The sequence below is a fragment of the Pseudomonas sihuiensis genome, from assembly GCF_900106015.1.
GTDB classification, from domain to species: domain Bacteria; phylum Pseudomonadota; class Gammaproteobacteria; order Pseudomonadales; family Pseudomonadaceae; genus Aquipseudomonas; species Aquipseudomonas sihuiensis.
Map to the genome: position 1 here is coordinate 3099047 of NZ_LT629797.1, position 25647 is coordinate 3124693.

The window sequence follows — 25647 nt, forward strand, 5'->3', positions numbered from 1 at the left end:
ACCTGGTTGGGCGAGGCCGGTAGGACTTGTCGTCCGGGCCGTGAAACTGAGAGAAAGCTTACGCCTGTCGCGCCGAAATAAGATTGCTAAGATTGCTTACAAAGTTACCAATTGCGCAATTAACAACTAAAGGAGCACTATCTAGCGCAATCCAATAATGAGCCAGTTAAAAAATGGACAAACTCGACCGTTACGACCTGAACATTCTCGCCGAATTGCAGCGCAACGCTGCCCTGTCCAACCAGGAACTGGCCGAACGTATCGGCCTGTCGCCCTCGCCCTGCTCGCGCCGCGTCAAACAGCTGGAGGACGATGGCTACATCACCGGCCAGGTCGCCCTGCTCGACCGCAAGAAGCTTGGCCTGAGCCTGACCGCCTACGTGCTGATCGGCATGGACCGGCACACCCCCGAGCGCTTCGAGCACTTTCAGGACGAAATCCGCAAATGCCCCGAGGTGCTGGAGTGCTGCCTGGTGACCGGGATGGACGCCGACTACCAGCTCAAGGTAGTGGTGCCGGACATGGACCATTACCAGAAGCTGCTGCTCGGCACCCTGACTCGCATCGATGGTGTTTCCAGCGTGCGCTCGAGCTTCGTACTGCAGCAGATTCTCTCCAGCACGCAGTTGCCGCTACAGCACCTGCGCGACTGAAAGTCGCAGGGTGAAGCGGATCATGCCGCGCGCCAGGTCAGGGCGCGTATAATTCCGGCCCTGCGTTTTCCGTCCGAATCATGAGGCACCATGGAAACCGAACAATTTGAAGCCCTGATGATGTACGTCCTGGTGGGCGGCCTGATGCTGTTCATGTTCTTCATCATCTGGGACCTCGCGAAGAAGTCCAAGGCCGGCCGCCTCGGCACCGCCATCCTGTTCCTCGGCCTGGGCCTGTGCCTGTTCGCCTTCCTCGCCAAGCCGATCATCACCTACATCATCGAGACCGCGCGCGGCATTCACGGCTGACCCAGCCTGCCAGCGCAGTATCTCCGATCGATACCAGGCCGCCTGCGCGGCCTACCGCCCACTCAAGGAGTGACACATGAGCGCCGCCAATCTGGTGATGCAGAGCTATGGACGCTGCTGCGCCAGCCCGGATTTCTTCGACAGTTTCTACCGCCACTTCCTCGCCAGCTCACCGCTGATTCGCGAGAAGTTCGTCGACACCGACATGAGCGCGCAAAAGCAGCTGCTACGCCAGGGCATTCTCAACCTGGTGATGCACGCCCGCGGCATGCCTGACACCAAGCTGCGCGCCCTCGGCGAATCGCACTCGCGCCAGCATCTGGACATTCGCCCGGAACTCTACGACCTGTGGCTCGACGCGCTGCTGGCGACCATCGGCGAACACGACAAGGAGTGCGACGCAGAAGTGCGCCAGGCCTGGCGTGAAGTGCTGAACAAAGGTATCGCCGTGATCAAGGCCGGTTATTGATTCAGGTCAGGGTCGCCGGCCCGGCCTCTGCGACAAAACGTCCGCTGCGTGGTGCACCTTACTGATCATCGCAGCCGCCGCCGTTCTCCCCCTATACCCGCCCCAATCGGCGTGACCCTGGTGCGCGCGGCGCACCCTACAGGGACACCGCCGGCCGTAGGGTGCGCCGTGCGCACCAACTTCGCCGGCAATGACGCGCCCTATGGCAATAACGCTGGCACCTCACGCCATTGCCCAGGCTGTAGCCCGTCCAGACGCCAGGGGCCGATGGCCACGCGCACCAGGCGCAGGGTCGGCAAGCCGACGGCGGCGGTCATGCGCCGCACCTGACGATTGCGCCCCTCGCGAATCACCAGCTCCAGCCACGCCGTCGGCACGCTCTTGCGAAAGCGTACCGGCGGGTTGCGCTCCCATAGCTCGGGCTCGTCCAGACACCGCGCCTCGGCCGGCAGGGTCGGGCCGTCATTCAGCGTCACGCCATCGCGCAGCTGCTGCAGTTGCGCCTCGCTCGGCTCCCCTTCCACCTGCACCCAATAGGTCTTCGGCAGCTTGTGCTTGGGGTCGGCGATACGCGCCTGCAGACGACCATCGTTGGTCAATAACAGCAGGCCTTCGCTGTCGCGATCCAGACGCCCGGCCGGATAGACGCCAGGTACGTCGACGAACTCCTTGAGCGTCACACGGCCCAGCTCATCGTTGAACTGGGTGAGCACGTCGAACGGTTTGTTCAATACCAGCAGGCGCGGCTGCTCAGGCGGCGCCTTGGCCACGCGGCGCGGGGCTGCAGGGCGGCGATTGGCGGGAGGACGAGGGCGTGACATGCAACTGGCTTCGGTGGCACTGGGGCGCGCAGTGTAACCCACGATAAGCGGCGCTGATGGTGCTTCCACGTCCTGCCAGAGCGACTAAGCTGCGGATTCACCCCCTGCGATCAGGAGCCAGCGATGAGCAACAACGCCGAACTCGCCACCTTCACCGGCTGGGCCGCCACGACGCCCAAGGCACCATTGGAGCGCCTGAGCTACGACCCCGGCCCGCTCGGCGCCGAAGAAGTGGAAGTGGCGGTGGAGTATTGCGGCATCTGCCATTCCGACCAGTCGATGATCGACAACGAATGGGGCAATGCCCGCTACCCCTTCATCCCCGGTCATGAAGTGGTCGGCACCATCGTCCGCCTAGGCGAGCAGGCGCGTGGCCTCGCGCTGGGCCAAAGAGTTGGCATCGGCTGGTACAAGGGCAGTTGCATGCATTGCGGCTCGTGCATGGAAGGCTCGCACCAGCTGTGCCGCTCGGTGAAGCCGACCATCGTTGGCAGCCACGGTGGTTTCGCCGACCGTCTGCGTTCGCACTGGGCCTGGGCCGTGCCGCTGCCCGAGGGCCTCGACCCGGCGCTGGTCGGCCCGCTGTTCTGCGCCGGTTCGACGGTGTTCAGCCCGCTGCTGGAATTCGACATCAAGCCGACGGATCGCGTCGGCGTGGTCGGCATCGGCGGCCTCGGCCACTTGGCGCTGCGTTTCCTCAACGCCTGGGGCTGCGAGGTGACCGCCTTCACCTCGTCGCTGAACAAGCAGGACGAAGCCAAACGCCTGGGCGCGCACAAGGTGGTGGCCTCCACCGACAGCGCGGCGATGAAGGCGATTGCCGGCTGCCTGGATTTCCTCCTGGTCACTGCCAGCGCCGATCTGGACTGGCAGGCGCTGATCGCTACCCTGCGCGGCAAGGGCCGCCTGCACTTCGTCGGCATCGTGCCCAGCGCCATCCCGGTGCACGTGTTCAACCTGATCCCGCAGCAGAAGAGCCTGTCCGGCTCGCCAGTGGGCTCGCCGTCGAGCATGGCGACCATGCTCGAATTCTGCGCCCGTCACCAGATCCTGCCGCAGGTCGAGCACTTCCCTATGAGCCAGGTGAACGCGGCCATCGACCATCTGCGCAGCGGCAAGGCGCGCTACCGCGTGGTGCTCGACGCCAGCAAATGACAGCGCGGGCGCCGAGCTGGCATGCTCTGCGCCCCGCTTCATTCAAGATGCCTGCCGCCATGTCGCTGATGCTCGACACCCCCACCGATACCGACCTGATTACCCTGGTGGAAATCTGGGAGGCCGCCGTACGCGCCACCCACCACTTCCTGCCGGAGAGCGACCTGCAGGTGATCAAGCCCTTGCTGCACGAGCAGTATTTCCCGGCCGTGCAATTGGCCTGCGCACGCGATGAATCGGGGCGAATACTGGGCTTTCTCGGCACCAGCGAAGGCATGGTGGAAATGCTCTTCGTCGACCCGGCCTGCCACGGCCAGGGCGTGGGCAAGCGACTGATGCGCCACGCCATCGACGCGCTGGGCGCCACCCGGGTCGACGTCAACGAGCAGAATCCGCAGGCCGTGGGCTTCTATCAGCACCTGGGCTTCGTGGTGACCGATCGCTCGCGCCTGGATGGCGGCGGGCGGCCCTTCCCGATCCTGCATATGCAACTCGCAGCATCGTAGCGTGGGCCAGCCGTAGGGCGGTCCGGGACGCCGGCCGCTAGTAGCGAAGCGAACAGCCCGCCGGCCCCCACCTACCCCATCGCCCAAGCCGCCACGATCCCCTCCAACGCCCGCTTGAGTTCGACCCGGCTGGCTGCCGCCGCAAGGCTGATACGCACCGCGCGCCCCGGATTGGCCTCGACCGCGAACACCTCGGCCGGCACCACCTCGACGCCGTTCTGCCGGCAGGCCTCAGCCAAACCAACCGGCGGCGTACCATCGAGCCAAAGATGCGGCGACATCGCCCTGCCCTGCGGCATGCGCGGCCCGAGCACGCGCGCAGCCAGGCGCCAGCGCTGCTGCAGCTCGTCGATCTGCCAGGCCAGTCGCTGTTCGGCAATGCCGCTTTCGATCCACTCACAGCCCAGCGCCAGACTCAGCGGCGTAACCGCCCAGCGTGTGGCCTGGGCCTCGGGGTCGATGCGTTCAAGGAGTTCCGGCGCCCCCGCGATAAAGCCCAGACGCAAACCGGGCGCGACGCTCTTGGACAGGCTGCTGATCAGCAGGCAGCGCTCGGCAAGCTGCACCGCCAGCGGCGCCTCGCTACCGAGCACGCCGTAGACATCATCCTCGATGATCCACAGCCCGCGCCGCCGCGCCACCTCGGCAATGGCCACGCGCCGTTCGGCGTCCAGGCTGGCCCCGGTGGGGTTCTGCAAACAGGGCGTAAGCACCGCCACACGGGCGCCAGTGGCACGCGCCTGGCGGTCGAGGTCATCGGGCAGGATGCCGTGCTCGTCCATCGCCACGCCATGCAGCGGCAGACGCAACTGGCGCGCGGCGGCCTTGATTCCCGGCGCGGTGTAGCGCTCCACCAGAATCGGCTCGCCGGCCTCGCACAGCGCCAGCAACGCCGCTGACACACCCTGCTGGGCACCGGCGCAAAGCAGCAGGCCGCCCGGCGCCAGCTCCAGGCCACGCCGGCGCAGCCAGGTGACGCCAGCCAGATGCGCGCGCTCGACCAGTGCTGCCGACGGGTAGGCCTGCAACGCATCCAGCTCGCCACGTGCAGCCAACGCGGCAAGGCTGGCGGAAAGATCGTGATTGTCCGGGTCATGCACTGGCACGTTGGTCGACAGGTCGATCAGCTCGCCCTGCGCGGCCGGCTGCTTGAGCCGGAACAGGCTCGCCTCGCGGCTGCCAGCCAGCACGTAGGTGCCGCGCCCGACCTCGCCAGAAACCAGATGCCGACGCGCCGCCTCACGGTAAGCGAGCATAACCGTGCTCGGGTTGATACCCAGCGTCCAGGCCAGGCGCCGCTGCGGCGGCAGGCGCTCACCGGGATTGAGTTCACCACGACCGATGGCCGAGGCAATGGCTTCGACCAATGCCAGGTATGTCGGTAGGGAGCTGTCTTGAAGGTCAGGAAGCCACATTGCTTGCCATGCAATATAAAGATTTACCCATACAATGCGCCGCACTAGCATCCGGGTCAACACCACTCGGAGTGCCTGTCATGTTCGACCTCGCCCAACTGCGCCAGAGCGCTGAACTGGTTCACCGCCACATGGCGCCCACGCCACAACTGGCCTGGCCGTTACTTGCCCAGCGCCTGAGCTGCGAGGTCTGGGTCAAGCACGAGAATCACGCCCCGACTGCGGCCTTCAAGGTGCGTGGCGGCTTGGTCTACATCGACGCCCTGCTGCGCCGCGAGCCGCAGGTGCGTGGACTGGTCACCGCCACTCGTGGTAACCACGGCCAGAGCCTGGCACTGGCCGCGCGCCAGGCCGGCCTGGCGATCCGCATCCTGGTGCCACACGGCAACGCCCGCGAGAAAAACGCGGCGATGCGCGCACTCGGCGCAGAGGTGATCGAACATGGCCGCGACTTCGACGAAGCCCGCGCCGAAGCCGCGCGTATCGCCGAACGCGACGACCTGCACTGGGTGCCGTCACTGCATGAGGATCTGGTGCGCGGCGTGGCTACCTATGCCCTGGAACTGCTGGAGGCGGTACCGAATCTGCGCCGGGTCTATGTGCCCATCGGCCTCGGCTCGGGTATCTGCGGGATGATCCGCACCCGCGACCTGCTTGGTCTCGACACCGAAATCGTCGGCGTCGTCGCCAGCGGCGCCGATGCTTATGCACGGAGCTTCGAACAAGGCCGGCTGGTGCAGACCGAACGTGCAGACACCCTGGCCGATGGCATGGCCTGCCGCCAGCCGCAGGAATTGGCGCTGGACATGATCCGCGCCGGCGCAGCACGCATCGTACGGGTCGACGACGAGGAGATCCGCGCTGCCATCCGCACCTATCACGAGGACACCCACAACCTCGCCGAAGGCGCCGGTGCAGCGGCGCTGGCCGCGCTAATGCAGGAGCGCGAAAGCAACGCCGGCCAGCGCGTGGCCGTGGTGCTCAGCGGCGCCAATATCGACCGCGCTGCGCTGGCCGAACTGCTGCGTGACGAGGCGCCGGTCGCGGCCTGACTCAGGCCAGCGGCAGAGGCTCGGCAAGCAAACGTCCGGGCGTCTGCCGTAACCAGCGAGAAACGCCCCACTCCGCAGCGATCAGTGCCAGCAGCAGACCAATCTGAATCAGCAAGGCGATATAGAGCGGCTTGAACACATGACTGATCTGCCGCTTGAGCAGACCGAGCAGGAACTCGGCCTGGAACAGTTGTTCGATACGCGCATCCAGTACCTGATTCAGTACCTTCTCGTTGAGGCCGCTGTAACGAGCGGTTTTCTCTACCGCCATTTCGCCAATCGCCTTGCCCAGCAGACTGGCACGCAGTCGGTCGAGCAGATCGAAGGCGATGCGCTCGGTGGTCGAGGCCTCGGCACGCTCGGCGGCCTCCAGCAGCCGCTCGCTGCGCAGGTAATCCAGCGCCAACTGATTGAGCAGGGTCTGCACGCTGACATCCTGCACCGCCAATAACCCTTGCGCTTCCTGCGCCTCGACATAGGCCTGGAAATCACTCCAGATGTCGTCGGCCAGCTCCTGCACCAATGGCGCGTAGTTATCGAGATGGCGATTGATCTGCTGCTGGCTGCCATACAACAGCCCACCCTGGAAACCGAGGAAACCTCCGGCCAGCGGCAACAGCAGAAAGTAGAGTTTGAGCAGCCAGTGGTGCCAGCGATTGTTACGCGCCAACCAGCCCAGCCGGTGCAGCTTGACGGCCAGCAGCAGACCAGCCACAACGCCCAGCGTAAGGGCCAGGCCGGTGTAGAGGAAAAGACTGAAAAAGCTGAAGGGTTCCCACAACGCTGTGAGCAGCAGACGTGCCTGTTCCATGCGTATCGCCTCGTTCGTCCATGACGGGGGCGAGTCTAAACCAGCGCGCGGATCAGTACCGCCGGGGCGTGGCCAGACTGTGCGTCAGGCCACGCCCTGATGCCAGTTAGTTAAGCCGTTGCCCTCGATCTTTGTAGGAGCCGGCTTGCCGGCGATCCGCCATAAAAAGCATCGCCAGCAAGCTGGCTCCTACAAAAACGCCCCCTAGTGCAAGTAAGAGAGGGGCGGTAAAGAACTTATCTGATCAGCATCAGGCCACGCCCTGCTTATCAGCGGAACGGCGGCTCGTCGAAGCTGCGCAACTTGCGCGAGTGCAGCGAGTTGAGCTGGCTGCGCATCAGCTCCAGCGCGGCGATACCGATATGCAGGTGCTGGGTCACCGCGCGCTCGTAGAAGGCGCCGGCTGCGCCGGGCAGCTTGATCTCGCTGTGCAGGGGTTTGTCCGACACACACAGCAGCGTGCCGTAGGGCACCCGCAGGCGATAGCCTTGCGCTGCGATGGTGCCGCTTTCCATGTCCACTGCAACAGCTCGCGACAGGTTGATCAACGGCCGCTCCTGGGCCCAGCGCAGCTCCCAGTTGCGGTCGTCGTAGGTCAACACGGTGCCGGTGCGCAGGCGCTTCTTCAACTCGTCGCCCTCTTCGCCGGTAACCAGTTTGGCGGCTTCCTGCAGCGCCTGCTGCACCTCGGCCAGCGCCGGCAGCGGGATATGCGGCGGCAGCACGCGGTCGAGAATGCCGTCGCGGCGCATATAGGCGTGGGCCAGCACGTAGTCACCGATGGTCTGCGACTGACGCAGGCCGCCGCAGTGGCCGATCATCAGCCAGCAGTGCGGACGCAGCACGGCCAGGTGGTCGGTGATGTTCTTGGCGTTGGATGGGCCAACGCCGATATTGACCAGGGTGATACCATGGCCGTCCTCGGCCTGCAGGTGGTAGGCCGGCATCTGGTAGCGGTGCCAGACCACGTTCTCGATGATCGCCTGCATCTCGCCTTCGGCCATGCCGCGCTCGATCACCACGTTGCCCGGCAGCACCATGCGGGTGAAACGCGAGTCGCCCACCAGCATGTCCAGGCCGTGGCGGATGAACTGGTCGACGTAACGGTGGTAGTTGGTCAGCAGGATCCACGGCTGCACGTGGCGCCAGTCGCTGCCGGTGTAGTGCTGGATGCGCTTGAGCGAGAAATCGGTGCGCGCCGCGTCGAACAGTGCCAGCGGCAGCGGGTCGATGTTCTCCCAGTCGTACAGACCATCGGCGGTGCCGTCGGTAGCAGCAGACAGGTCGGTGCTGGGGAATACCCGCGCCAGCTCGGCGGCGGTCACGCCACTGCCGGCCAGCTCATCGCCGCCCTCGACCACGTAGGGATAGGGAATGTTCTGCTGGCTGCGGCCGACCTCGACGCGCAGGGTGAAGTCGTTCATCAGCGGGCGCAGCTGCTCCAGCAGGTATTTGCGGAAGGCCGCTGGCTGGGTCACGGTGATGGCATAGGTGCCTGGCACCTGTACCTTGGCGTAGGCGCGCACGGTGGTCGGCACCTCGCCCTGGCACAGGTAGGTCAGGCGCAGCTCGGGGTAACGGAACAGGCAGTGCTCGCTGGCATCCGGGCGGATGCGCTCCTTGAGGTAGCGTTTGAGCGCCTGGCTCAACGCACCGGTGGCTTCCTGATGCAGGGCGGCGAGGCGGTCGACGGCCTCTTCGGGGGTGTAGGCAATGATGAAATCATCTGAGCAGGCTTTCACAGTGCATCTTCCTGACTGAACGTACGCGCCTATCTTGCCTGCATACGTTGACGAAAACATAGCGCGATCCCCCGCCTATCGCTGCCAACGGCTAGGCTTGGATCAATTCGTCAGAGGTCACCATCATGCCTCGTGCAATCGTTCTGCTGCTGGCCATGGCCTCATGCTCAAGCGCTCAAGCCGGTGAACTCGATGGCCACTACCGAACCACGCTCGACGGCCAGCCGAGCGAGCTGATCCTGCGCCAGAACGACGCCGTGGTGGAAGGCGAGTACGTCGAGAGCCAGCACCTGCGCCTGGTCGTCAAAGGTCGCTACGACGGCAAGCTGCTGCGCGCCGAGATCAGCGACCCGCAATCGGGCCTGCTACTGGCGAACATGAACGCGACCTACGCCAACGCGATGCTCAACGCCAGTATCGCTGCGCGTAACCCAAGAAACGGGGAAGTATTGGAACGCCAGGCGCTATTTCAGCGCGAGGCGGCGATTGCGACGCCACCTACGTCAGGCACGCTGGACCCGACACTGGTCGGCACCTGGGTACACGAGAAGATCATCAACAGCGGCGCTGCCAGCCTCGCCTCGTTCAACACCCTGATGACCCTGCAGTTGAATGCCGACGGCAGCGTCACCCAGTGGAGCCGCGCGGTCGGCGGCGGAGGCGACTGGAGCTACGACAGCCCAGGCGAGGTGCAGTACAGCGGCCACTGGCGCAGCCAGGGCGGCATGCTGATGGTGCGCCTGGCTGGCGCCGCCGACTATCAACCCGCCGCCTACTACCGCTTCAGCGACCAGTACCTGGTCACCGAGAGCAATACCGGCAAGATGATCTGGCAACGCCGCCGCTGAGCGACCGGTTCAGGCCGGCTGATGCAGGCGCACGTTGAACAGCGGCCCCTGGCTGAAACGCGACAGCGCCTTGGCAGCGGCCAGCACGCCCAGGTCGATCAGCGGCTCGACCAGGATCACGCTCATGTAGGCCAGGCCGAAGCTGCCCACTGCTGCCAGGTTTTCGCTGGAGAAGCCGTGACCATAGAAGGCCCAGAACCCGACCCATGCGACGATGCCGCCCTGATAAGCGGTCGAAAGCGCCAGCGCCTGCTTGTAGGAAAGATCGACGTACGCGGTCCCCGGCGCGACGATGCGCTTGGCCAGCAGGCTGATACCCCACAGCGGGATCAACAGCGTGGTGACGTTCATGCCGTACTGCGGCAGGTCGAACTGGGCGAACAGCAGCCCCTGCAACAACAGCCCCGCGGCCAGGCCAATGGCAGCAGCACCGGCGCCGAACAGCAGGAGCAGGGTCGAGCCGAGGATCAGATGCACCTCGGAAACGCCCACCGCATGATGCGGGAACACTTCGAAGAAGCAGAATACCAGGGCGGTGGTCAGCAGGCTGCGTAGCGCCAGGGCGGCGACACCGCCGTTGTTGCGTACGCTGTCCAGGGCGAGTTTGGCGGTCAGGCCGAAAGCGGTGACGACCGTTGCGTAGCTGAGCAGGATCTTGGCGCCTTCGACGACACCGGGTTCGATATGCATGCGAGTTCCTTTGCCGCGCCCACCGCGCGACGATTCGGATAAGGGGGGTGGGCGAAACGCCCGTTGTCGATGGCAGGTCTCCTGGCTCACGGCTTGGCACTTCGCCCGCCTTCCCGACCGAAGTCAGTGGCATGAGGGCATCGTTCGCCGCTTACAGTTGCGGGGGCAGCCAGGGCATTGGCGAGATTCGCCGCACCCTGTTCCCTTTTCATCCGCGTCACAGACGTGCACGCAGAACCATCGGCGGCAAGATTACTCGCCTGCCCGGCTAAAAAACAGCGTGCCGGGCGGCCCTCGCTCAGACCAGGTGCGGCGTGCTACGCGCCAGCAGCGCCTCGACGTCGACGCCGCGCGGCAGGGTGCCGTAGACGCGGCCGCGGCCTTCCAGGCGACTGGCGATAAAGGCGTCGGACACCGTGGCGTTGCCGGCCTCCAGCAGCAGCTTGGCCTGCAGTGCCACGGCCATGTCTTCGGTGAGCTGGCGGGCGCGGTACTGGATATCGGCTGTATCAGCGAAATCTGCCTTCAGGCGCTGGATATGCGCCTTCAGGCGGGCATCGCCGTGGCCATCGCCCAGCTCGGCGAACAGCGCATCGAGTACGCCGGGCTCCTTGGACAGCGCGCGCAGCACGTCCAGACATTGCACGTTGCCCGAGCCTTCCCAGATCGAGTTGACCGGTGCTTCGCGGTACAGGCGCGGCATGATGGTTTCCTCGACATAGCCCGCACCGCCCATGCATTCGCTGGCCTCGTAGATCATTTCCGGCGCGCGCTTGCAGATCCAGTACTTGCCCACGGCAGTGACCAGACGAGCGAACTTGTCTTCCTGCGCGTCATGCGCGTGATCCAGCGCGCGGCCCATGCGCATGCACAGGGCCAGCGCGGCTTCGCTCTCCAGCGCCAGGTCGGCCAGCACGTTCTGCATCAGCGGCTGGTCGGCGAGCAGCTTGCCACCCACCTGGCGATGCGCGCAGTGGTGCGCAGCCTGGGTCAGCGCCTGGCGCATCAGGCTGCTGGAACCGACCATGCAATCGAAGCGGGTCATGGCCACCATTTCGATGATGGTCGGCACGCCGCGCCCTTCCTCGCCGAGCATCCAGGCGAAAGCGCCACGGTACTCCACCTCGCTGGAGGCGTTGGCCCAGTTGCCCAGCTTGTTCTTCAGGCGCTGGATGTAGAACGCGTTGCGCGTGCCGTCCGGGCGGTGACGCGGCAGCAGGAAGCACGACAGGCCCTTGTCGGTGTAGGCCAGGGTGAGGAAGGCGTCGCACATCGGCGCCGAGCAGAACCACTTGTGGCCCACCAGCTCATAGCCCTGCCCCGGCCCGCCGAGGCCGATGGGATAAGCGCGGGTGGTGTTGGCACGCACGTCGGTGCCGCCCTGCTTCTCGGTCATGGCCATACCGATGGTCACGCCCGTCTTCTGCTCCATCGGCAGGTTGCGTGGGTCGTACTCGGTGGCGAGGATCTTCGGCAGCCACTGCTCGGCCACGTTGGGCTGCAGGCGGATGGCCGGCACGGCAGCGAAGGTCATGGTCAACGGGCAACCGCTGGCCGCTTCGGCCTGGCTGTGCATATAGGTCAGGCCGGCACGGGCGACATGGGCGCCGGCGCGCGGATCGGTCCAGGGCAGCGACGGCAGGCCATGCTCGACCGCCGTGCGCATCAGCTCGTGGTAGGCCGGGTGAAACTCGACCAGGTCGATGCGATTGCCGTAGCGATCATGACTCTTGAACACCGGTTTGTTCTCGTTGGCAAGAAAGCCGGCCTGCATCAGGGCGCCGCCGGCCAGCGCACCATAGGCGCTCAAACGCTCGTGGGCCCAGGCGCCATCGTAGCGGCGAATCCACTCCTGCAGCGGCAGGTCGAGGCGATAGAGATTGGCACCATCGAGGCTCGGTACCTGGTTGAACACCTCGTGGGTTTCGGCATGCAGGCTGGGTTTCATCGCATGGGCTCCTTGGCGCCGACGGCGCGCAGACAGAAGGTGGCAAGACTGGCGCTGACCTGAGCCAGCTCCAGGGTGGGTTGGCCTGCTTCACGAGCGGCGCGAGCAGGTGGCGACAGAGGGCCGACCAGCGCTTCGGCAATGGCGCCGACCAGGCAGGCCGCCATCAGGCCAATCTGCTCGACGCGAAACTCACCGGCGCCGGCACCCTCCTCCAGCAGATCGATGAACAGTTCGGCGTAGGCTTCGCGATAGAGCAGGCGCTGCTCGTCGACTTCCGGGTCGACCGGTTCGGCGATCAGTGCGAAGGCCAGGCGGCGGCTATGCCAGGCGCGGGCAGCGAACTGTTCCAGGCCGATGCGCAGGCGCTCACTGGCGCTGCCCGGCCCACGCAAGGCTGCGGCCAGAGCATCTACCTCACGCTGGCTGGCGCTGGCGAATACCTCGGCGGCCAGTTCACCCTTGCTGCGAAAGTGGCGGTACAGACTACCGGTGGCGATGCCAACATCGTCGGCCAACGCCTGCATGGTCAGGGCGGCGAAACCGCCCTCGGCTACTCGCAGCAAGGCGCAGTCGAGAATACGCGCGCGCAACGCTTGGTCGCGATCGAGTCGAGCTTCGGTGGTGCGATAAGCCATGGTCTGAATCCTGATTCACCTGCATGCAGTGAATCAGGATTCAGACCATGGCTAAAGGGACGATCCGGCCAAATCTGCCGCCGAATCGGGAAAGAGGTTGCTCGTGCAAAGCTGCACTTGTAGGAGCCAGCTTGCTGGCGATCATCGATCTGACAGTCGCCAAGCATCACCGGCAAGCCGGCTCCTACAGGGCCCAGCGGCTTCATCACGCCCTGCGAAAGAGTCAGACCGGCGCGGCGCCACCGGAAACCGTTGCCGGGCGGCACAGCACCCAGTCATGCAGCAGCACGCGCAACTCGTCGAATTTCACCGGTTTCGCCAGGTAGTCGCTCATGCCCGCAGCCAGACAGCGCTCGCGGTCGCCGCTGTGGCTGTGCGCGGTGATCGCCAGCACCGGCAGCTCGGCGCAGCCCGGCAGGGCGCGCAGTGCGCGGCAGGTGGCGAAGCCGTCCATCACCGGCATCTGGCAGTCGAGCAGCACCGCATCCACCGTCTCGCCGCGCAGCAACTCCAGCGCCTCGGCACCATTGTCGGCAGTGCGCACGCGGTAGCCGAGCTTGAGCAACATGCCGCGGGTTACCAGCTGGTTGATCGCATTGTCCTCGACGATCAGTACCGTGCATTGCTGCGCCTGGCGCTGCAGCGCGCCACCCTGCGGCCGTGCCGGGCGAACATCGCTGACCTGAGGTTGCAGCGGCAGAGTCAGCGGCACATCGAGGCGAAACCGACTGCCCTGCCCCGGCTGCGACTCGTGACTGAGCACGCCACCAAGCAGGTCGACCAGTTGCCTGCAGATCGCCAGGCCGATGCCCAGGCCGCCGTACTTGCGCGTCATCGAGCCATCGAGTTGATGGAAGCGCTGGTAAAGGTCGCCGTCGCCGGGCGCGAATCCGATCCCCGTATCGCTGACCACCACACTCAACGGCAGGTTGCTGCCCACGCTACCGACGCGGCCGACCTGCAAGGTCACGCCGCCCTGGCTGGTGAACTTGATGGCGTTGTCCAGCAGATAGCCCAGCGCCTGTGCCAGCTTGGCCGCGTCGCCTTCCAGGGTGTCGGGCAGGTTGTCGTCCAGCTCCAGGGCGAACGTCAGCCCCTTGTCTTCGGCGCGCGCCGCATACTGGGCACGCAGACCATCGAACAGCCCGCGCAGGCTGAACGTCTCGCGCCGCGGATAGAGCTTGCCAGCCTGCAATTCGGTGAGCGCGAGGATGTCGTTGACCATGCGCATCATGTCGCGCGCGGACGCTGCGGCGGTCTTCTGGTACTGCTCCAGTTCGATGTCCATCTTCACCGTCTGCATCAGTTCCAGCGAGCCGATCACCCCGTTCATCGGCGTACGCAGCTCATGGGTCACGGTGGCGAGGAATTCATCCTTGAAACGGTTGCTGTCGGCCAGTTCCTGGTTCAGCGTTTCGAGCTTGCGTCCGGCCTCCTGGAGAATGCGCGTGCGCTCTTCCTTCATCGCGTTGATGCGGTCAGCCAGCGCCAGCGACAGCAGGCCCACTTCCAGCGCCGAGCCGATCTGGCTGGCATACATGGTGAGAAAGACGTTGGGCAGGTAGCCCAGCACCATCAGCGTGTTGACGATGCCGCCGATGAGAAAGGCGGTCCAGGCGAAGATGAAGTAACGCGCCACGCGCATACCGCGCAGCCAGGCAAGCACCCCAGCAGCGAAGATCACCACGGTGAACAGCAGGGCCAGGTAGGTGGCCAGACGCAATGCCGTGGCATAACTGACGCTCAGCGCCAGGATCATCACCACGGCGCCGCAGGCCATCAGCAGCAGCAACAGGCGATCGACCCAGGGACTGTGTTCGCCAGTGTGCAGGAAGCTGCGGGCGAACTGGCAGCCGAACAAGGCGGCCGAGCCAATCAGAAATGGCGTCGCGGCATTGGCCCACCAGGGGTTGTTGGGCCAGAAATACTCGATGCCGGCACCGTTGACCGAGACCTGATACAGGCCGAACGAGGCGATATAAAGGATGTAATAGAGGTAGCTGGTGTCGCGCACGCTGAGGAAGATGAACAGGTTGTACACCAGCATCACCAGCAGCACGCCGTAGATGATGCCAAGCACGTAGATACGCGCGGGCTGCTCTTCCAGATAGGCGTTGGGCGCCCACAGGGTCAGCGGCGCCTGGATCGAACCCTGGCTTTCCAGGCGCAAATAGATGCGCTTGTTCTGGTTCGGCTCGAGGTTCAGCTCGAACAGGTAATTGTGCTGGCGGATCTGGCGAGTGACGAAAGGCAACGAATCGCCAGTACGCTGAGCCAGGACGAAGCCGCCGGCCTCGTCAGGGAGGTAGAGTTCAAGGTGATCGAGCGGCGGATAAGCCAGCTCCAGCAGCCAGTTGCGGTCCCCCTGCGCCTGGCGCGGCAGATAGTGCAGGTCCAGCCGCAGCCAGAATACCGAGCGCGAATAGCCGGCGTTGAGCACGGGCTTGTCATGCAGACGGAAACTACCTTGCACGGCGGGCGAGGCGATGTCGTCAATGCTGGCATCGCCGCGCACGTCCTCGAACACGTACATGCTCTGCCCCAGAGGCAAAGTGCGCATATGTTCGTCGAAGGTAACGGCGCCCACGAGCGAGGAAAAAACGAGGCTCACGATGAGCAGGAGCAGCCGGTACATACGACTCCAAAACCCTGTCGGACAACGCCCAGGCCCCCATTAGCCCATCAGATGGCGCCGTCACGCACGGCAGACTTATATTCGAATCGCTCTACTCTAGGGACTGTTGGGACGCTTTTCCAGATTCAGACGGCAGTTTAAGCAGCGCTTCACCTATGGCCTCGGCCAGATACTGCAGGGAAAACACGCCGCCATAGGTCCAGGTCGAGGGTATCGCGGCGAAGCGCTGCTCACGCACGAAAGGCATCGCCTGCCACAGTGGCGAGGCGAACAACTGCGCCTCCTGGGCAAAGGGTTCGATATGCAGCACGACGCCCTCTTCGATGCGACCCAGCGCGGTGATCGGTACCTGAGTGATGCCCCAGGGGCTCGGCGCCAGGTCCATCGCAGGCTGAAGGCCGAGCAGCGCCAGCGCATGTTGCGGCATGGAGTTGGGGCCGTTGATGAAGGCGGCCGTCGGCGACGAGAGGCGTATCACCGTGACGGCCGGCAGACGCTGCCCGTAATGAGCCCGTAGCCGCTCGCGCCATTGCGCCAGCTCGGCGTCCATCGCCTGCAGGCGTTGCTTGGCCAGCACCTCGCGGCCGAGTGCACGCGCCAGGTCGAGAAACGCCTCGCGCTGCACCTGCAAATTATCGTGCTGCTGGCTGAAACCTTGGTATACCTGAACCGGCGCAATACGCTCTAGCAACGGGCGGATGTCTTCCAGCAAAGGAGGGATGACGATCAACTCAGGCTGCAACTCGGCCAGCAATTCGAGATTGGGCTCCAGGCGCGAACCGCTCGACGGCACACCTGCGGGCAGCGTCGGCCGCACCACCCAGGCGCGGTAGTCACCGGCATCGGCGACGGTCAACGGCGTCACATCGAGCATCAGCAAATGCTCGGTGGCCTCCCAGCTCAGCGCGGCCACCCGTGGCTCAGCGCTGGCCCAGGCAGGCGTCAGCCAAAGCAGTAGAAAGCCGAGTAAGCAACGCCTCACGCCAACCTCCCACGGATGAGCAGGTAGACAAAATAGCTGCCACACAACACCGAGGCGACAATGCCCACCGGAATCTGCAACGGGAAGATCAGGGTGCGGCCGACCCAATCGGCCAGCAGCATCAGCACCGCGCCCAGCGAGGCCGCCAGCAGCAGCTGCGGCAGCACCCGGCGCGCGCCGAGCATCACCGCGATATGCGGGGCCAAAAGCCCCAGAAACGCCACTGGCCCGAGCAGACTGGTAACCAGCGCACACAGCAACGCCACCAGCACCAGCAGCACCAGACGCAAGCGCGGCACGTTCAAGCCGCGGCTGGCGGCCACCCCATCGCCGATGCCAATCAGCGTCAGCGCACGCTGGAACAGCAATGCCAGAGCGCCGAACAGCAGCACGCCAACCGTCAGCCACAATGCCTGTGCCGGTGTGGCGCGGTAGGTGGAGCCGGCCAGCCAGCCGAGCAACGCGAACGAGTCACCGCTGCCCTTGGCCAGCACGAACTGCAAGGCGGCGTTGAGCAGCGCGCCAAGGGAAATCCCCAGCAGCGCCATCAGCGCTGGTGAGTAGTGATGACGCCGGCCCAGCAGCATCAACACCGCCAGCACCGCCAGGCTACCGACGAAGGCCGCCAGCGGCGCGACCGCGCCGAACACCGCGCCACCGAAGATGATCAGCGCCAGCATCACCGCCAGCGTGGCACCCGCGGATAGACCGAGAATATCCGGGCTGGCCAGCGGGTTACGCAGCAGGCGCTGCAGCAGCAGACCGGAAATCGCCAAACCGGCGCCGGCAGAAGCCGCGGTGAGCACGCGCGGCCAGCGCAGCGACCAGACCAGCGCCGACGGCCACTGCAGGTGCCAGCCATCGACACCACGCGCCAGCCCGAGCGCCACGGTCAGCGCCAGCACGGCGAGAAGCGCCACCCACAGCGCACTGCGCCAGCCGAAACGCTCGGCGCCGCGCGGCAACTGAAGGCCGCGCGGGTCCTCCGCAGCCAGATGTCGGCGCGCCAGCCACAACAACACTGGCGCACCGATCAACGCCGCCGCCGCGCCACTGGGCACCAGTTGACCGCTGACACGATTGGCCAACAGCGCCAGGGCGTCGGTACCGAGCAGCAGCAAGGCACCGAGCAACGCGCTGTAGCACAGCTCATCACGCGCCGTACGGGCGCCAAGCATCTTCGCCAAATTCGGCGTGAGCAGGCCGATGAAACCGATCAGGCCGACCGCCGTGATCGACACCGAACATAGCCACAGCGCCGCCAGGAACAGCACCAGCATCACCGGCCACAGCGCCAGGCCACGGCCCTGAGCAGCATCGCCGCCAAGCTGCAGCAAGCTCAACGGCCGCGGTGCGAGGATCAGCAGCGGCACTGCCAGCAACAGCTTGGGCCACAGCCACTGCACCCAGTGCCAGTCGATCTGCGCCAGATCACCCGCGCCCCAGACGAACAACCCCTGGGTGTACTGGTTGTTGATCAGCACGAGCCCGGCAGCCAGCGCGCCGAGCAACAGGTTCATGGCCATGCCGCCCAGCACCAGCGGCAGCCCGCCGATGCCACTGCGCCCGGCAATCAGCAGCACCAGACCGACCGCCAGCAGTGCGCCGAGCAGTGCCGCCCACTGCCCGTGATCGGCCGCGAAGGTCGGCACCAGCAACGTGGCCAGCACCAGCCCGAGCCAGGCCCCGGACGAGGCACCGATGGTCATGGGGGAAACCAGGCGGTTCTGCGTGATCTGCTGCAACAGACTGCCGGACAGTCCCAGCGCAGCGCCGGTCAGCAGCGCCATGCTCAGCCTGGGTAGAGCCGACAGTTGCAGCTGCAGAAACTCGAAGCTGTGTTCGGCAGAAGCCAGCATCGCCCACAGCTCGAACGGATCAAGATCGGCCGCCAGCCACAGGTGCAGGAGTGCCAGGGGCAGCAGCGCGAGCAGCGTCAGAAGGTGGCGTGAGGGCGCCGAAACTGCCGCCATGCTCAGGCCACCACGGCAATCTTGCGGGCGCTGCCGGGCTGTTCGATCAGTTCGATATCGATGTCGTAGAGCTGGCTGAGCAACGGCCCGCTGAGCAGCTCGTCCGGGCTGCCATCGAAAAAGATCCGCCCCTGCTTGAGCGCGATCACCCGGTCGGCATGCCGCGCGGTGAGGTTGATGTCGTGGAGGATGGCAACGATGCCGCGCCCGCTGTCGCGGTTGAGCTGACGCAGCAGGCCCATCAGCTCGTACTGATGGGCCAGGTCCAGCGCCGAGGTTGGCTCGTCGAGCAGCAGCAGCGGTGATTGCTGAGCCAGCAGCATGGCGATCCAGGCGCGCTGGCGCTCACCGCCGGAGAGACTGTCGGCCAGGTGCTCGGCGTAGTGGGCGACATCGGTCTGCGCCAGCGCCTCATCGACGGCCGCGTGATCCTCGGCGCGCCAGCGACCCAGCAGGCCGCGCCAGGGAAAGCGCCCCAGATGCACCAGTTCGCGCACGGTCAGGCCAGCGACATCGGGCAGGTGCTGTGGCAGGAAGGCCACGCGCTGGGCAAAGTCACGGGCAGAAAAACCGGCCAGGGTACGCCCGTCCAGCTGCAGCGAACCTCGGGTCGGCTGCAGCTGCCGCGCCAGCAGGTTCATCAGGGTCGACTTGCCCGAGCCGTTGTGGCCGAGGATCACGGTGAAGCGATCACCTTCGAGGTGCAGTTCGTCCAGCGCCAGCGTCACCCGCTCGCCGCGGCGTACTTCGATATCACGCAACATCAACATGCCAGGGCCAGCTCCTCGCGCAGGCGCAGCAGGCGCTCGTCACGCCGTAGCTTCGGGCAGGTGCTGCACAGCTCGCCATCGCAACGCCGAAAATGCTGACAGCAGGCCTTGCGCTCCAGGGTCAGGCAGTCGCGGCCATCGTCCAGCCGCACCTCCAGCAGGTCGCTGCCACCACGCAAGTCCAATGCCTCCAGCCAGCGTGCCGCCAGCGCGCGCAGTTGCTGGTTGTCCAGAGTCAGCTGGCGCTGCACCAGCAACAAGGCGGCCAGCACGTAATCGGCCGCCAGGCGCTGGGCCAGCTTGCCGTGGATGCTTTGTACCTGGCAGAACTCGGCGTGCTGGCGGCGCAGCAGTTGCTCGAGCTGGCTGGCAGCCAGGCCGATCAGCTGATCTTCCGTAGCCTGCTGCGGGCAGTGCTCGGGCAGACAGAAACCCGACACCACGCCGCCCTGCACCGCCTGCCCCAGGCTCGCCAGACAGGGCACGCGCTGCGCCAGGTGTACGCCGAGCAAGGTCAGGTAGATGGGTTGCCAGACCAGGTAGGTCCAGCTGCGCACCGTCCAGTAATGCGGCCCGGCCTCGGGATGAGCCTGCTGCCAGTACTGATAGAGCGCGGCGATACGCCGGTCGTTGCCCTCGCTCCCGCACACCAGCAGATCGGCACCGGGCACACCGATACGCCCCTGCAGCCCAGGCAGGCTGCGGGCAATCACGTCGAGCAGGTGGTGAATATCGTGCATCGCGGCGAATCCGGATGATGGAAGCAATGCGAAGAGCGAATTTAATCATTGATACGCATCTGCATCAAATTATCATTCGCCACTCAAGACTCAGGCCACCTTGGGCTTGCGCACCAGCATCGGGAACAACGCGGCGGTCAGCAGCAGCCCGGCAGCACCGACCCAGAACGGCATCGCCTGACCGTAGTGGCTGACCAGCAAGCCCGCGCCGTAGGCCGAGCCCATGTTGCCCAGGCACTGGAAGATATTGATCTTGCTGAAGTCCACCGCGTAGTGCTCCGGCGAGCTGAGCTCGAACAGCAAGGCATCGAGGCGCACGGTGACCTGATACAGCGCCCAGCCAAACAGCACGCGGCCGAGCAGGATCAGCCACTGATCGCCGAAGCCCTGGATGAAGGTGGCCGCCGCGCCCAGCAGCAGACCGGCGAGAATGCCGTCACGGGTGTTGCCCTGCTTGGTCGCGCGGCGCCCCCACCACAGCGCCAACACGGCTACGGCGCCAGGCAACGCATAGACGAAGCCGGCGGCCATCTCGCTGTTCCAGTGCGCCACCTGCTGCCAGTAGACGGCAAAGAACGGCCGGGTGACGTAACCGACGAAGTAGAACAGCAGCATCACCAGGCACAGGCGGTAGATCGCCGGCAGACTGCGCGCCTCGTTCTTCACCGGTGCCTCGTCGCTCGCCGGCTGCTCGCCCGGAGCCGGCAGGTAGCCACGCACCAGATGCATGCAGATGGCCATCTGGATGAAGTCGCCGGCAGCCATCACCAGAAACACATCGCCAATGTTCATGATCTGCAGAATAAGGCCACCCAGCGCAGCGCCGAGAATGGCACCGAAGTGCACCACCACCGACAGGGTGCCGATGGTCTGGGTGTGGTTGTCCTGCTGCTGCAGGCTCATCACGTAGGGGTACATCAGCAGGTAGCTGCCCTTGAACACCACCATCAGCAACGACACCACCCAGAACAGCGGCAGCGAGTCGATGAAATAGCAGGCGGCGGTCAGGCTGCCGGCCATCAGTTGCGCGCTGATCAGGATGCGCACCGGGTGCACGCGCTTGGCCAGACGCGCCCAGAGCGGAAACACCGCCATCACCACCAGGCTGACCACCGCCAGATAGAGACCGACATGCTGCTCCGGCGGATTGTCGAAACGCTCGGCGAAATACTGCGGATAAAAAGGAATGATCAGGTTATCGGTGATCACCGCCAGGGCGGTCATCATGATCAGGCAGGTACGCAGCGTCATCGGAGGCAGTCGGGCAAGGCGGCAGGGCCGCGCATGATGCCATTTCCAGACTGGCTAACGCCAATACGCACGAGAATCAGAAAGGCTAACGACCGGCATGGCGTGCAGCGAATTTAGGCCTGTTAGTGATAAGCTCGCGCACCATGAAAACGCCAAACTTCCGCCCCGTAGTGCTCTGCATGTCCGGTCACGACCCCAGTGGTGGTGCTGGTCTGCAGGCCGATATCGAAGCCCTGCTGGCCCAAGGCTGCCACGCCGCACCGACGGTGACCGCCCTGACCGTGCAGGATACCGTCAACGTTTCCGACTTCCGCGTGCTCGACCGCGACTGGGTGCTGGCCCAGGCCCGCGCGGTGATCGCCGACATGCCGGTGGCCGCCGTCAAACTGGGCATGCTCGGCTCGGTGGACATGGTCGACACCGTGCTCGAGGTGATGAGCCAGTTGCCTGGCGTGCCACTGGTCTGTGATCCGGTGCTGCGTGCCGGCGGTGGCGGCTTGCTGGGCAAGGACGACGTCGGTTATGCCATGCGCGAGCGGCTGTTCGCCGTGTCCACCATCGCCACGCCGAACCTGCCGGAAGCACGCATTCTCGCCGAATTGCCGGAAGGTACGGCCGACGAGTGCGCGGACAAGCTGCTGCCCTTCATCGAGCACCTGCTGATCACTGGCGGCCATGGCGATGAAGCCGAAGTGCACAACCGCCTGTACAGCCGCGATGGCGGCCGCCATACTTTTACCTGCGCGCGCCTGCCCGGCAGCTACCATGGCTCCGGCTGCACCCTGGCCAGCACCCTGGCCGGGCGCCTGGCCCTGGGTGAGGAGCTGCTCAGCGCAGTACGCAGCGCCCTCGATTACACCTGGCGCACCCTGCGTGATGCCGAGCAACCCGGCCACGGCCAGTACGTGCCACGCCGCCTGCCGCTGGATTACGGCCAATGAGCCTGCGCGGCCTCTACGCCATCACCGATACGCCGCTGCTGGCCGGCGGCAAGCTGCTGCCCTACGCCGAAGCCGCGCTGATTGGCGGTGCACGGCTGCTGCAGTACCGCGACAAGTCCGCCGATACCGTGCGCCGCTTCGATGAAGCCCAGGCACTGGCCGAACTGTGTCAACGCCATGGCGCCACGCTGATCATCAACGATGACCTGGAGCTGGCCGCGCGCCTGGGCGTCGGCCTGCACCTGGGCCAGACCGACGGTTCGCTGGCCGCAGCCCGCGCCCGCCTCGGCGCGGATGCCGTGATCGGCGGCACCTGCCATGCCCAGCTGGAGCTGGCCGAGCGCGCCGTCGCCGAAGGCGCCAGCTACATCGCCTTTGGTCGTTTCTTCAATTCCAACACCAAACCCGGCGCCCCGGCGGCGACCGTGGAGCTGCTGGATCAGGCCCGCACGCGTTTTGCCCAGCCCATCGTCGCCATCGGCGGCGTGACCCTGGAAACCGCCCCCGGCCTGATCGCCCGCGGCGCCAGCATGGTCGCCGTGATCCACGCTCTGTTCGCTGCGGACTCCGCCCTTGAGGTGCAAGACCGCGCCCGCGCCTTTGCCGCGCTGTTCGATTGATCCCTTTTCAGAGAGAACCTGCCATGTCCCGCTCCGAAATCCTCTTCGCCAACGCCCAGAAACACATCCCCGGCGGCGTCAACTCGCCGGTGCGCGCCTTCCGCAGCGTTGGCGGCACGCCGCTGTTCTTCAAGCATGCCGAAGGCGCCTACGTGGTGGACGAAGACGACAAGCGCTATGTCGACTACGTCGGTTCCTGGGGCCCTATGATCCTCGGCCACAGCCACCCGGACGTGCTCGACTCGGTGCGTCGTCAACTGCAGCACGGCCTGTCCTACGGCGCGCCGACCGCCCTGGAAACCGAGATGGCCGAGCTGGTGTGCTCGCTGGTACCGTCGATGGAGATGGTGCGCATGGTCAGCTCCGGCACCGAGGCGACCATGAGCGCCATCCGTCTGGCCCGTGGTTACACCGGCCGCGACAGCATCATCAAGTTCGAGGGCTGCTACCACGGCCACTCCGACAGCCTGCTGGTCAAGGCCGGCTCCGGCGCCCTGACCCAGGGCGTGCCGAACTCCGCCGGCGTGCCAGCGGCCTTCGCCAAACACACCCTGACCCTGCCGTTCAACGATATCGATGCCGTGGCCGAGTGCCTAGCGCAGGTCGGCAAAGAAGTGGCGTGCATCATCGTCGAACCGGTGGCCGGCAACATGAACTGCGTACCGCCGGCGCCGGGCTTCCTCGAAGGCCTGCGCGAGCAGTGCGACAAGCACGGTGTGGTGCTGATCTTCGACGAGGTGATGACCGGTTTCCGTGTCGCCCTCGGCGGCGCCCAGGCGCACTATGGCGTCACCCCGGATCTGACCACCTTCGGCAAGATCATCGGCGGCGGCATGCCGGTCGGCTGCTTCGGCGGCAAACGCGCGATCATGGAATGCATCGCCCCGCTCGGCCCGGTCTACCAGGCCGGCACCCTGTCGGGTAACCCGCTGGCCATGGCCGCCGGCCTGACCACGCTGAAGCTGATCAGCCGACCGGGCTTCCACACCGAGCTGACCGATTACACCACGCGCATGCTCGACGGCCTGCAGCAGCGCGCGGATGCAGCCGGCATCCCCTTCGTCACTACCCAGGCAGGCGCCATGTTCGGCCTGTACTTCAGCGGCGCCGACGACATCGTCACCTTCGCCGACGTAATGGCCAGTGACAGCGCGCGCTTCAACCGCTTCTTCCACCTGATGCTGGACGGCGGTGTGTACCTGGCGCCGAGCGCCTTCGAAGCCGGTTTCACCTCCATCGCCCATGGCGACATGGAGCTGGACATCACCTTCGCCGCCGCCGAGCGCGCCTTCGCCGAGCTGAAAAAAACCTGATGCAATACAGCACCGCCTTCAGTGATGCGTTGCTGGCGCTGGCCTGCGGCGTTTGTGTCTGGCTGATCGGCCGGGCGCGCGGGCGCTACGGCGAGGGCGATCAGCCAGCGCTGTTCTGCGCCCTGCTCGGCTTCCTGCTGCCGGCAGCAGCGGCCAGCGTCGGCGTGATCCGTTTCGGCTTCGATCCGAGCTGGCAGGCCGCACACCTGTGGCTCTCCCAGGCCAGCAACTTTCTCGGTCTGCCGCTGCTCGGCGCCGCGGCATTGGCCCTGGGTCGTGGTTGGGCCTGGAGCCGGCCGAACTGGGGACGTATCCTGCTGGGCCTGTGCGCCTTCTTCGAGCTGTTCCGGCAGATGGGCTACCTGGAGGACTACCGCCTGGTGCTGAACCTGGCCACGCTGGCGCTGATTCTCTATGCCGGCGCAGTCCAATGGCCGCGCCGGGCGCCAGCGATCAGCGCAGGCGTTGTGGTGGGATTGTTCCTGCTGGCCGGCCTGGCGGTAGGCACCGAAGGCGTGATCGGCCCGCTGCGCCGTATCGATCTGTTCCACGTTCTGCTCACTCCAGCGTATCCACTGCTGGCCTGGCTGCTGCTGAGCCTGCCGGGAAGTGCGAAACGACAGACCGGGTAAAGCCTTTGTAAGGAGCACGCGGTTTATTCCATAATGCGACGGTCGGCACGTTTTGCGCCGACCGGGCACGTCACCCGACCTGAACTGCCGAGGTCCCGTTATCCAGATGAACCGCACCGGCCGCACCCTGTCTCTGGGCTGCCTGTTGCTTTTCCTCCCGCTGTTTGCGCTCGCAGGCGGCAACTCTCTGCTGATCCCCGCCAGCGGCAGCTGCGCCCTGAACGCCGCTCCCGAAGAAATGCCCGATGCCCTGGCCAGCTGCCAGGAAATGGCCCGCGCCGGCAACATGCAGGCGGCCTATGAACTGGGCGAGTACTACTACGACGGCAAACGCACGCCACGTGATTTCAAACAAGCCCTGACCTGGTTCGAGCGCGCCTCGCTGCAGGGCCATGCCGAAGCCCAATTGCGCCTGGGCACCATGTTCTTCCGCGGCGAAGGCGTACCGGCCAACAACGTGCAGGCCTACATCGTGTTGAAGATGGCCTCGGTCAATGGCTCGGACGAAGCCATGGACAGCGCCGACCTGGTGTCGGCACAGATGCGCCGCGATGAACTGGAAATCGCCAGCCAGGTGCTGGGGCAGATCTTCCGCAGCTATCTGCTGGAGCTGCAGACCGCCGAAGGTCGCTCGCCTTTCGCGCCGTTGCCCTAAAGGTAGAGCCAGGCGTAGGGTGGGCTTCAGCCCACCAAGTAGCCTCTCGATACCGCCGGTGGGCTAAAGCCCACCCTA

The 25647-nt window shown here is 65.5% G+C and carries 25 protein-coding genes and 1 riboswitch; of the genes, 12 read left to right on the plus strand and 13 right to left on the minus strand.

Annotation, left to right across the window (positions count from 1 at the left end; genetic code table 11):
* The first annotated feature begins 173 nt into the window (after window positions 1-173).
* The 3 genes from BLT86_RS14610 (at window position 174) to BLT86_RS14620 (ending at window position 1431) form a co-directional block, all read left to right on the plus strand.
* Entirely contained in the window at window positions 174-653 is a 480-nt protein-coding gene (locus BLT86_RS14610) for an Lrp/AsnC family transcriptional regulator (RefSeq protein ID WP_004424680.1), read from the plus strand.
* 90 nt (window positions 654-743) lie between these two features.
* Window positions 744-962 carry a DUF2788 domain-containing protein gene (locus BLT86_RS14615; RefSeq protein ID WP_003240295.1) on the plus strand — a complete coding sequence of 73 codons (219 nt, stop codon included), beginning with the start codon at window positions 744-746 and terminating at the stop codon, window positions 960-962.
* 76 nt (window positions 963-1038) lie between these two features.
* Complete coding sequence (locus BLT86_RS14620) at window positions 1039-1431, plus strand: globin domain-containing protein (RefSeq protein WP_017675468.1); 393 nt, start codon at window positions 1039-1041, stop codon at window positions 1429-1431.
* A 200-nt stretch (window positions 1432-1631) separates the two neighbouring features.
* On the opposite strand, the gene BLT86_RS14625 is transcribed toward BLT86_RS14620, so the two are convergent.
* The gene (locus BLT86_RS14625) at window positions 1632-2201 is read right to left on the minus strand and encodes a pseudouridine synthase (RefSeq protein WP_017675469.1); all 570 of its coding nucleotides are present in this window, start codon (window positions 2199-2201) and stop codon (window positions 1632-1634) included.
* A gap of 174 nt (window positions 2202-2375) precedes the next feature.
* Between BLT86_RS14625 and ahr the strand changes: the two genes are divergently transcribed.
* Together ahr and BLT86_RS14635 are read left to right on the plus strand one after the other, a co-directional pair.
* Window positions 2376-3407, plus strand: a complete 1032-nt coding sequence (gene ahr / locus BLT86_RS14630) for an NADPH-dependent aldehyde reductase Ahr (RefSeq protein WP_017675470.1) — start codon at window positions 2376-2378, stop codon at window positions 3405-3407.
* 59 nt (window positions 3408-3466) lie between these two features.
* Window positions 3467-3913, plus strand: a complete 447-nt coding sequence (locus tag BLT86_RS14635) for an acetyltransferase (RefSeq protein WP_017675471.1) — start codon at window positions 3467-3469, stop codon at window positions 3911-3913.
* Window positions 3914-3984: 71 nt separating this feature from the next.
* On the opposite strand, the gene BLT86_RS14640 is transcribed toward BLT86_RS14635, so the two are convergent.
* Entirely contained in the window at window positions 3985-5328 is a 1344-nt protein-coding gene (locus tag BLT86_RS14640; RefSeq protein ID WP_017675472.1) for an aminotransferase-like domain-containing protein, read from the minus strand.
* A gap of 80 nt (window positions 5329-5408) precedes the next feature.
* On the opposite strand from BLT86_RS14640, the gene BLT86_RS14645 reads away from it, so the two are divergent.
* Complete coding sequence (locus tag BLT86_RS14645) at window positions 5409-6380, plus strand: threonine dehydratase (protein ID WP_017675473.1); 972 nt, start codon at window positions 5409-5411, stop codon at window positions 6378-6380.
* 1 nt (window position 6381) lies between these two features.
* Here the strand turns inward: BLT86_RS14645 and BLT86_RS14650 are convergent, their stop codons facing one another.
* Window positions 6382-7191, minus strand: coding sequence for a hypothetical protein (locus BLT86_RS14650; RefSeq protein ID WP_017675474.1), 810 nt, complete (start codon window positions 7189-7191; stop codon window positions 6382-6384).
* 269 nt (window positions 7192-7460) lie between these two features.
* Window positions 7461-8993 carry an AMP nucleosidase gene (amn, locus tag BLT86_RS14655; protein WP_197676066.1) on the minus strand — a complete coding sequence of 511 codons (1533 nt, stop codon included), beginning with the start codon at window positions 8991-8993 and terminating at the stop codon, window positions 7461-7463.
* Between the two features lie 65 nt (window positions 8994-9058).
* On the opposite strand from amn, the gene BLT86_RS14660 reads away from it, so the two are divergent.
* A complete protein-coding gene (locus BLT86_RS14660) occupies window positions 9059-9781 on the plus strand; it encodes a hypothetical protein (protein WP_017675476.1) in 723 nt (240 codons plus the stop codon).
* Between the two features lie 9 nt (window positions 9782-9790).
* Here the strand turns inward: BLT86_RS14660 and BLT86_RS14665 are convergent, their stop codons facing one another.
* From BLT86_RS14665 to BLT86_RS14705, 9 genes are all read right to left on the minus strand, one after another.
* Window positions 9791-10471, minus strand: a complete 681-nt coding sequence (locus BLT86_RS14665; RefSeq protein WP_017675477.1) for an energy-coupling factor ABC transporter permease — start codon at window positions 10469-10471, stop codon at window positions 9791-9793.
* Window positions 10472-10525: 54 nt separating this feature from the next.
* Window positions 10526-10728: riboswitch (cobalamin riboswitch) on the minus strand.
* 41 nt (window positions 10729-10769) lie between these two features.
* Window positions 10770-12419, minus strand: coding sequence for an acyl-CoA dehydrogenase family protein (locus BLT86_RS14670; RefSeq protein WP_092377622.1), 1650 nt, complete (start codon window positions 12417-12419; stop codon window positions 10770-10772).
* Window positions 12416-13057 carry a TetR/AcrR family transcriptional regulator gene (locus BLT86_RS14675; RefSeq protein ID WP_072424396.1) on the minus strand — a complete coding sequence of 214 codons (642 nt, stop codon included), beginning with the start codon at window positions 13055-13057 and terminating at the stop codon, window positions 12416-12418. Before BLT86_RS14675 ends, BLT86_RS14670 begins: the two co-directional genes overlap by 4 nt.
* Before the next feature lie 223 nt (window positions 13058-13280).
* The gene (locus BLT86_RS14680; RefSeq protein ID WP_092377624.1) at window positions 13281-15692 is read right to left on the minus strand and encodes a hybrid sensor histidine kinase/response regulator; all 2412 of its coding nucleotides are present in this window, start codon (window positions 15690-15692) and stop codon (window positions 13281-13283) included.
* A 91-nt stretch (window positions 15693-15783) separates the two neighbouring features.
* The gene (locus tag BLT86_RS14685) at window positions 15784-16674 is read right to left on the minus strand and encodes an ABC transporter substrate-binding protein (protein WP_092377627.1); all 891 of its coding nucleotides are present in this window, start codon (window positions 16672-16674) and stop codon (window positions 15784-15786) included.
* Window positions 16671-18647 carry a Fe(3+)-hydroxamate ABC transporter permease FhuB gene (gene fhuB, locus BLT86_RS14690; protein WP_092377631.1) on the minus strand — a complete coding sequence of 659 codons (1977 nt, stop codon included), beginning with the start codon at window positions 18645-18647 and terminating at the stop codon, window positions 16671-16673. Before fhuB ends, BLT86_RS14685 begins: the two co-directional genes overlap by 4 nt.
* A 2-nt stretch (window positions 18648-18649) precedes the next feature.
* A complete protein-coding gene (locus tag BLT86_RS14695) occupies window positions 18650-19417 on the minus strand; it encodes an ABC transporter ATP-binding protein (RefSeq protein ID WP_092377634.1) in 768 nt (255 codons plus the stop codon).
* Window positions 19411-20157: a siderophore ferric iron reductase gene (locus BLT86_RS14700; RefSeq protein WP_092377638.1), complete on the minus strand. Its 747-nt coding sequence runs from the start codon at window positions 20155-20157 to the stop codon at window positions 19411-19413. The genes BLT86_RS14695 and BLT86_RS14700 overlap by 7 nt, the downstream gene beginning before the upstream one ends.
* Before the next feature lie 90 nt (window positions 20158-20247).
* Window positions 20248-21408 carry an MFS transporter gene (locus BLT86_RS14705; protein WP_055987245.1) on the minus strand — a complete coding sequence of 387 codons (1161 nt, stop codon included), beginning with the start codon at window positions 21406-21408 and terminating at the stop codon, window positions 20248-20250.
* 143 nt (window positions 21409-21551) lie between these two features.
* Between BLT86_RS14705 and BLT86_RS14710 the strand changes: the two genes are divergently transcribed.
* The 5 genes from BLT86_RS14710 to BLT86_RS14730 all read left to right on the plus strand — a co-directional run bounded on the left by BLT86_RS14710 (window position 21552) and on the right by BLT86_RS14730 (window position 25569).
* Entirely contained in the window at window positions 21552-22349 is a 798-nt protein-coding gene (locus BLT86_RS14710) for a hydroxymethylpyrimidine/phosphomethylpyrimidine kinase (protein ID WP_167377325.1), read from the plus strand.
* Window positions 22346-22969 (plus strand): thiamine phosphate synthase, encoded by a 624-nt coding sequence (gene thiE, locus BLT86_RS14715; RefSeq protein WP_092377645.1) that lies wholly within the window; start codon window positions 22346-22348, stop codon window positions 22967-22969. The genes BLT86_RS14710 and thiE overlap by 4 nt, the downstream gene beginning before the upstream one ends.
* A gap of 23 nt (window positions 22970-22992) precedes the next feature.
* Window positions 22993-24282, plus strand: coding sequence for a glutamate-1-semialdehyde 2,1-aminomutase (hemL, locus tag BLT86_RS14720; protein WP_092377649.1), 1290 nt, complete (start codon window positions 22993-22995; stop codon window positions 24280-24282).
* Window positions 24282-24914 carry a DUF6962 family protein gene (locus tag BLT86_RS14725; protein ID WP_092377652.1) on the plus strand — a complete coding sequence of 211 codons (633 nt, stop codon included), beginning with the start codon at window positions 24282-24284 and terminating at the stop codon, window positions 24912-24914. Before hemL ends, BLT86_RS14725 begins: the two co-directional genes overlap by 1 nt.
* A 106-nt stretch (window positions 24915-25020) precedes the next feature.
* Window positions 25021-25569: a tetratricopeptide repeat protein gene (locus BLT86_RS14730; RefSeq protein ID WP_092377685.1), complete on the plus strand. Its 549-nt coding sequence runs from the start codon at window positions 25021-25023 to the stop codon at window positions 25567-25569.
* Window positions 25570-25647: the final 78 nt, after the last annotated feature.

Excerpts from the sequence above, each read along its gene's own strand:
- BLT86_RS14610 (WP_004424680.1), top strand. The coding sequence starts at position 174 with ATGGACAAACTCGACCGTTACGACCTGAACATTCTCGCCGAATTGCAG.
- BLT86_RS14615 (WP_003240295.1), top strand. The coding sequence starts at position 744 with ATGGAAACCGAACAATTTGAAGCCCTGATGATGTACGTCCTGGTGGGC.
- BLT86_RS14620 (WP_017675468.1), top strand. The coding sequence starts at position 1,039 with ATGAGCGCCGCCAATCTGGTGATGCAGAGCTATGGACGCTGCTGCGCC.
- ahr (WP_017675470.1), top strand. The coding sequence starts at position 2,376 with ATGAGCAACAACGCCGAACTCGCCACCTTCACCGGCTGGGCCGCCACG.
- BLT86_RS14635 (WP_017675471.1), top strand. The coding sequence starts at position 3,467 with ATGTCGCTGATGCTCGACACCCCCACCGATACCGACCTGATTACCCTG.
- BLT86_RS14640 (WP_017675472.1), bottom strand. The coding sequence starts at position 5,328 with ATGTGGCTTCCTGACCTTCAAGACAGCTCCCTACCGACATACCTGGCA.
- BLT86_RS14645 (WP_017675473.1), top strand. The coding sequence starts at position 5,409 with ATGTTCGACCTCGCCCAACTGCGCCAGAGCGCTGAACTGGTTCACCGC.
- BLT86_RS14650 (WP_017675474.1), bottom strand. The coding sequence starts at position 7,191 with ATGGAACAGGCACGTCTGCTGCTCACAGCGTTGTGGGAACCCTTCAGC.
- amn (WP_197676066.1), bottom strand. The coding sequence starts at position 8,993 with ATGTTTTCGTCAACGTATGCAGGCAAGATAGGCGCGTACGTTCAGTCA.
- BLT86_RS14660 (WP_017675476.1), top strand. The coding sequence starts at position 9,059 with ATGCCTCGTGCAATCGTTCTGCTGCTGGCCATGGCCTCATGCTCAAGC.
- BLT86_RS14665 (WP_017675477.1), bottom strand. The coding sequence starts at position 10,471 with ATGCATATCGAACCCGGTGTCGTCGAAGGCGCCAAGATCCTGCTCAGC.
- BLT86_RS14670 (WP_092377622.1), bottom strand. The coding sequence starts at position 12,419 with ATGAAACCCAGCCTGCATGCCGAAACCCACGAGGTGTTCAACCAGGTA.
- BLT86_RS14675 (WP_072424396.1), bottom strand. The coding sequence starts at position 13,057 with ATGGCTTATCGCACCACCGAAGCTCGACTCGATCGCGACCAAGCGTTG.
- BLT86_RS14680 (WP_092377624.1), bottom strand. The coding sequence starts at position 15,692 with ATGTACCGGCTGCTCCTGCTCATCGTGAGCCTCGTTTTTTCCTCGCTC.
- fhuB (WP_092377631.1), bottom strand. The coding sequence starts at position 18,647 with ATGGCGGCAGTTTCGGCGCCCTCACGCCACCTTCTGACGCTGCTCGCG.
- BLT86_RS14695 (WP_092377634.1), bottom strand. The coding sequence starts at position 19,417 with ATGTTGATGTTGCGTGATATCGAAGTACGCCGCGGCGAGCGGGTGACG.
- BLT86_RS14700 (WP_092377638.1), bottom strand. The coding sequence starts at position 20,157 with ATGCACGATATTCACCACCTGCTCGACGTGATTGCCCGCAGCCTGCCT.
- BLT86_RS14705 (WP_055987245.1), bottom strand. The coding sequence starts at position 21,408 with ATGACGCTGCGTACCTGCCTGATCATGATGACCGCCCTGGCGGTGATC.
- BLT86_RS14710 (WP_167377325.1), top strand. The coding sequence starts at position 21,552 with ATGAAAACGCCAAACTTCCGCCCCGTAGTGCTCTGCATGTCCGGTCAC.
- thiE (WP_092377645.1), top strand. The coding sequence starts at position 22,346 with ATGAGCCTGCGCGGCCTCTACGCCATCACCGATACGCCGCTGCTGGCC.
- hemL (WP_092377649.1), top strand. The coding sequence starts at position 22,993 with ATGTCCCGCTCCGAAATCCTCTTCGCCAACGCCCAGAAACACATCCCC.
- BLT86_RS14725 (WP_092377652.1), top strand. The coding sequence starts at position 24,282 with ATGCAATACAGCACCGCCTTCAGTGATGCGTTGCTGGCGCTGGCCTGC.
- BLT86_RS14730 (WP_092377685.1), top strand. The coding sequence starts at position 25,021 with ATGAACCGCACCGGCCGCACCCTGTCTCTGGGCTGCCTGTTGCTTTTC.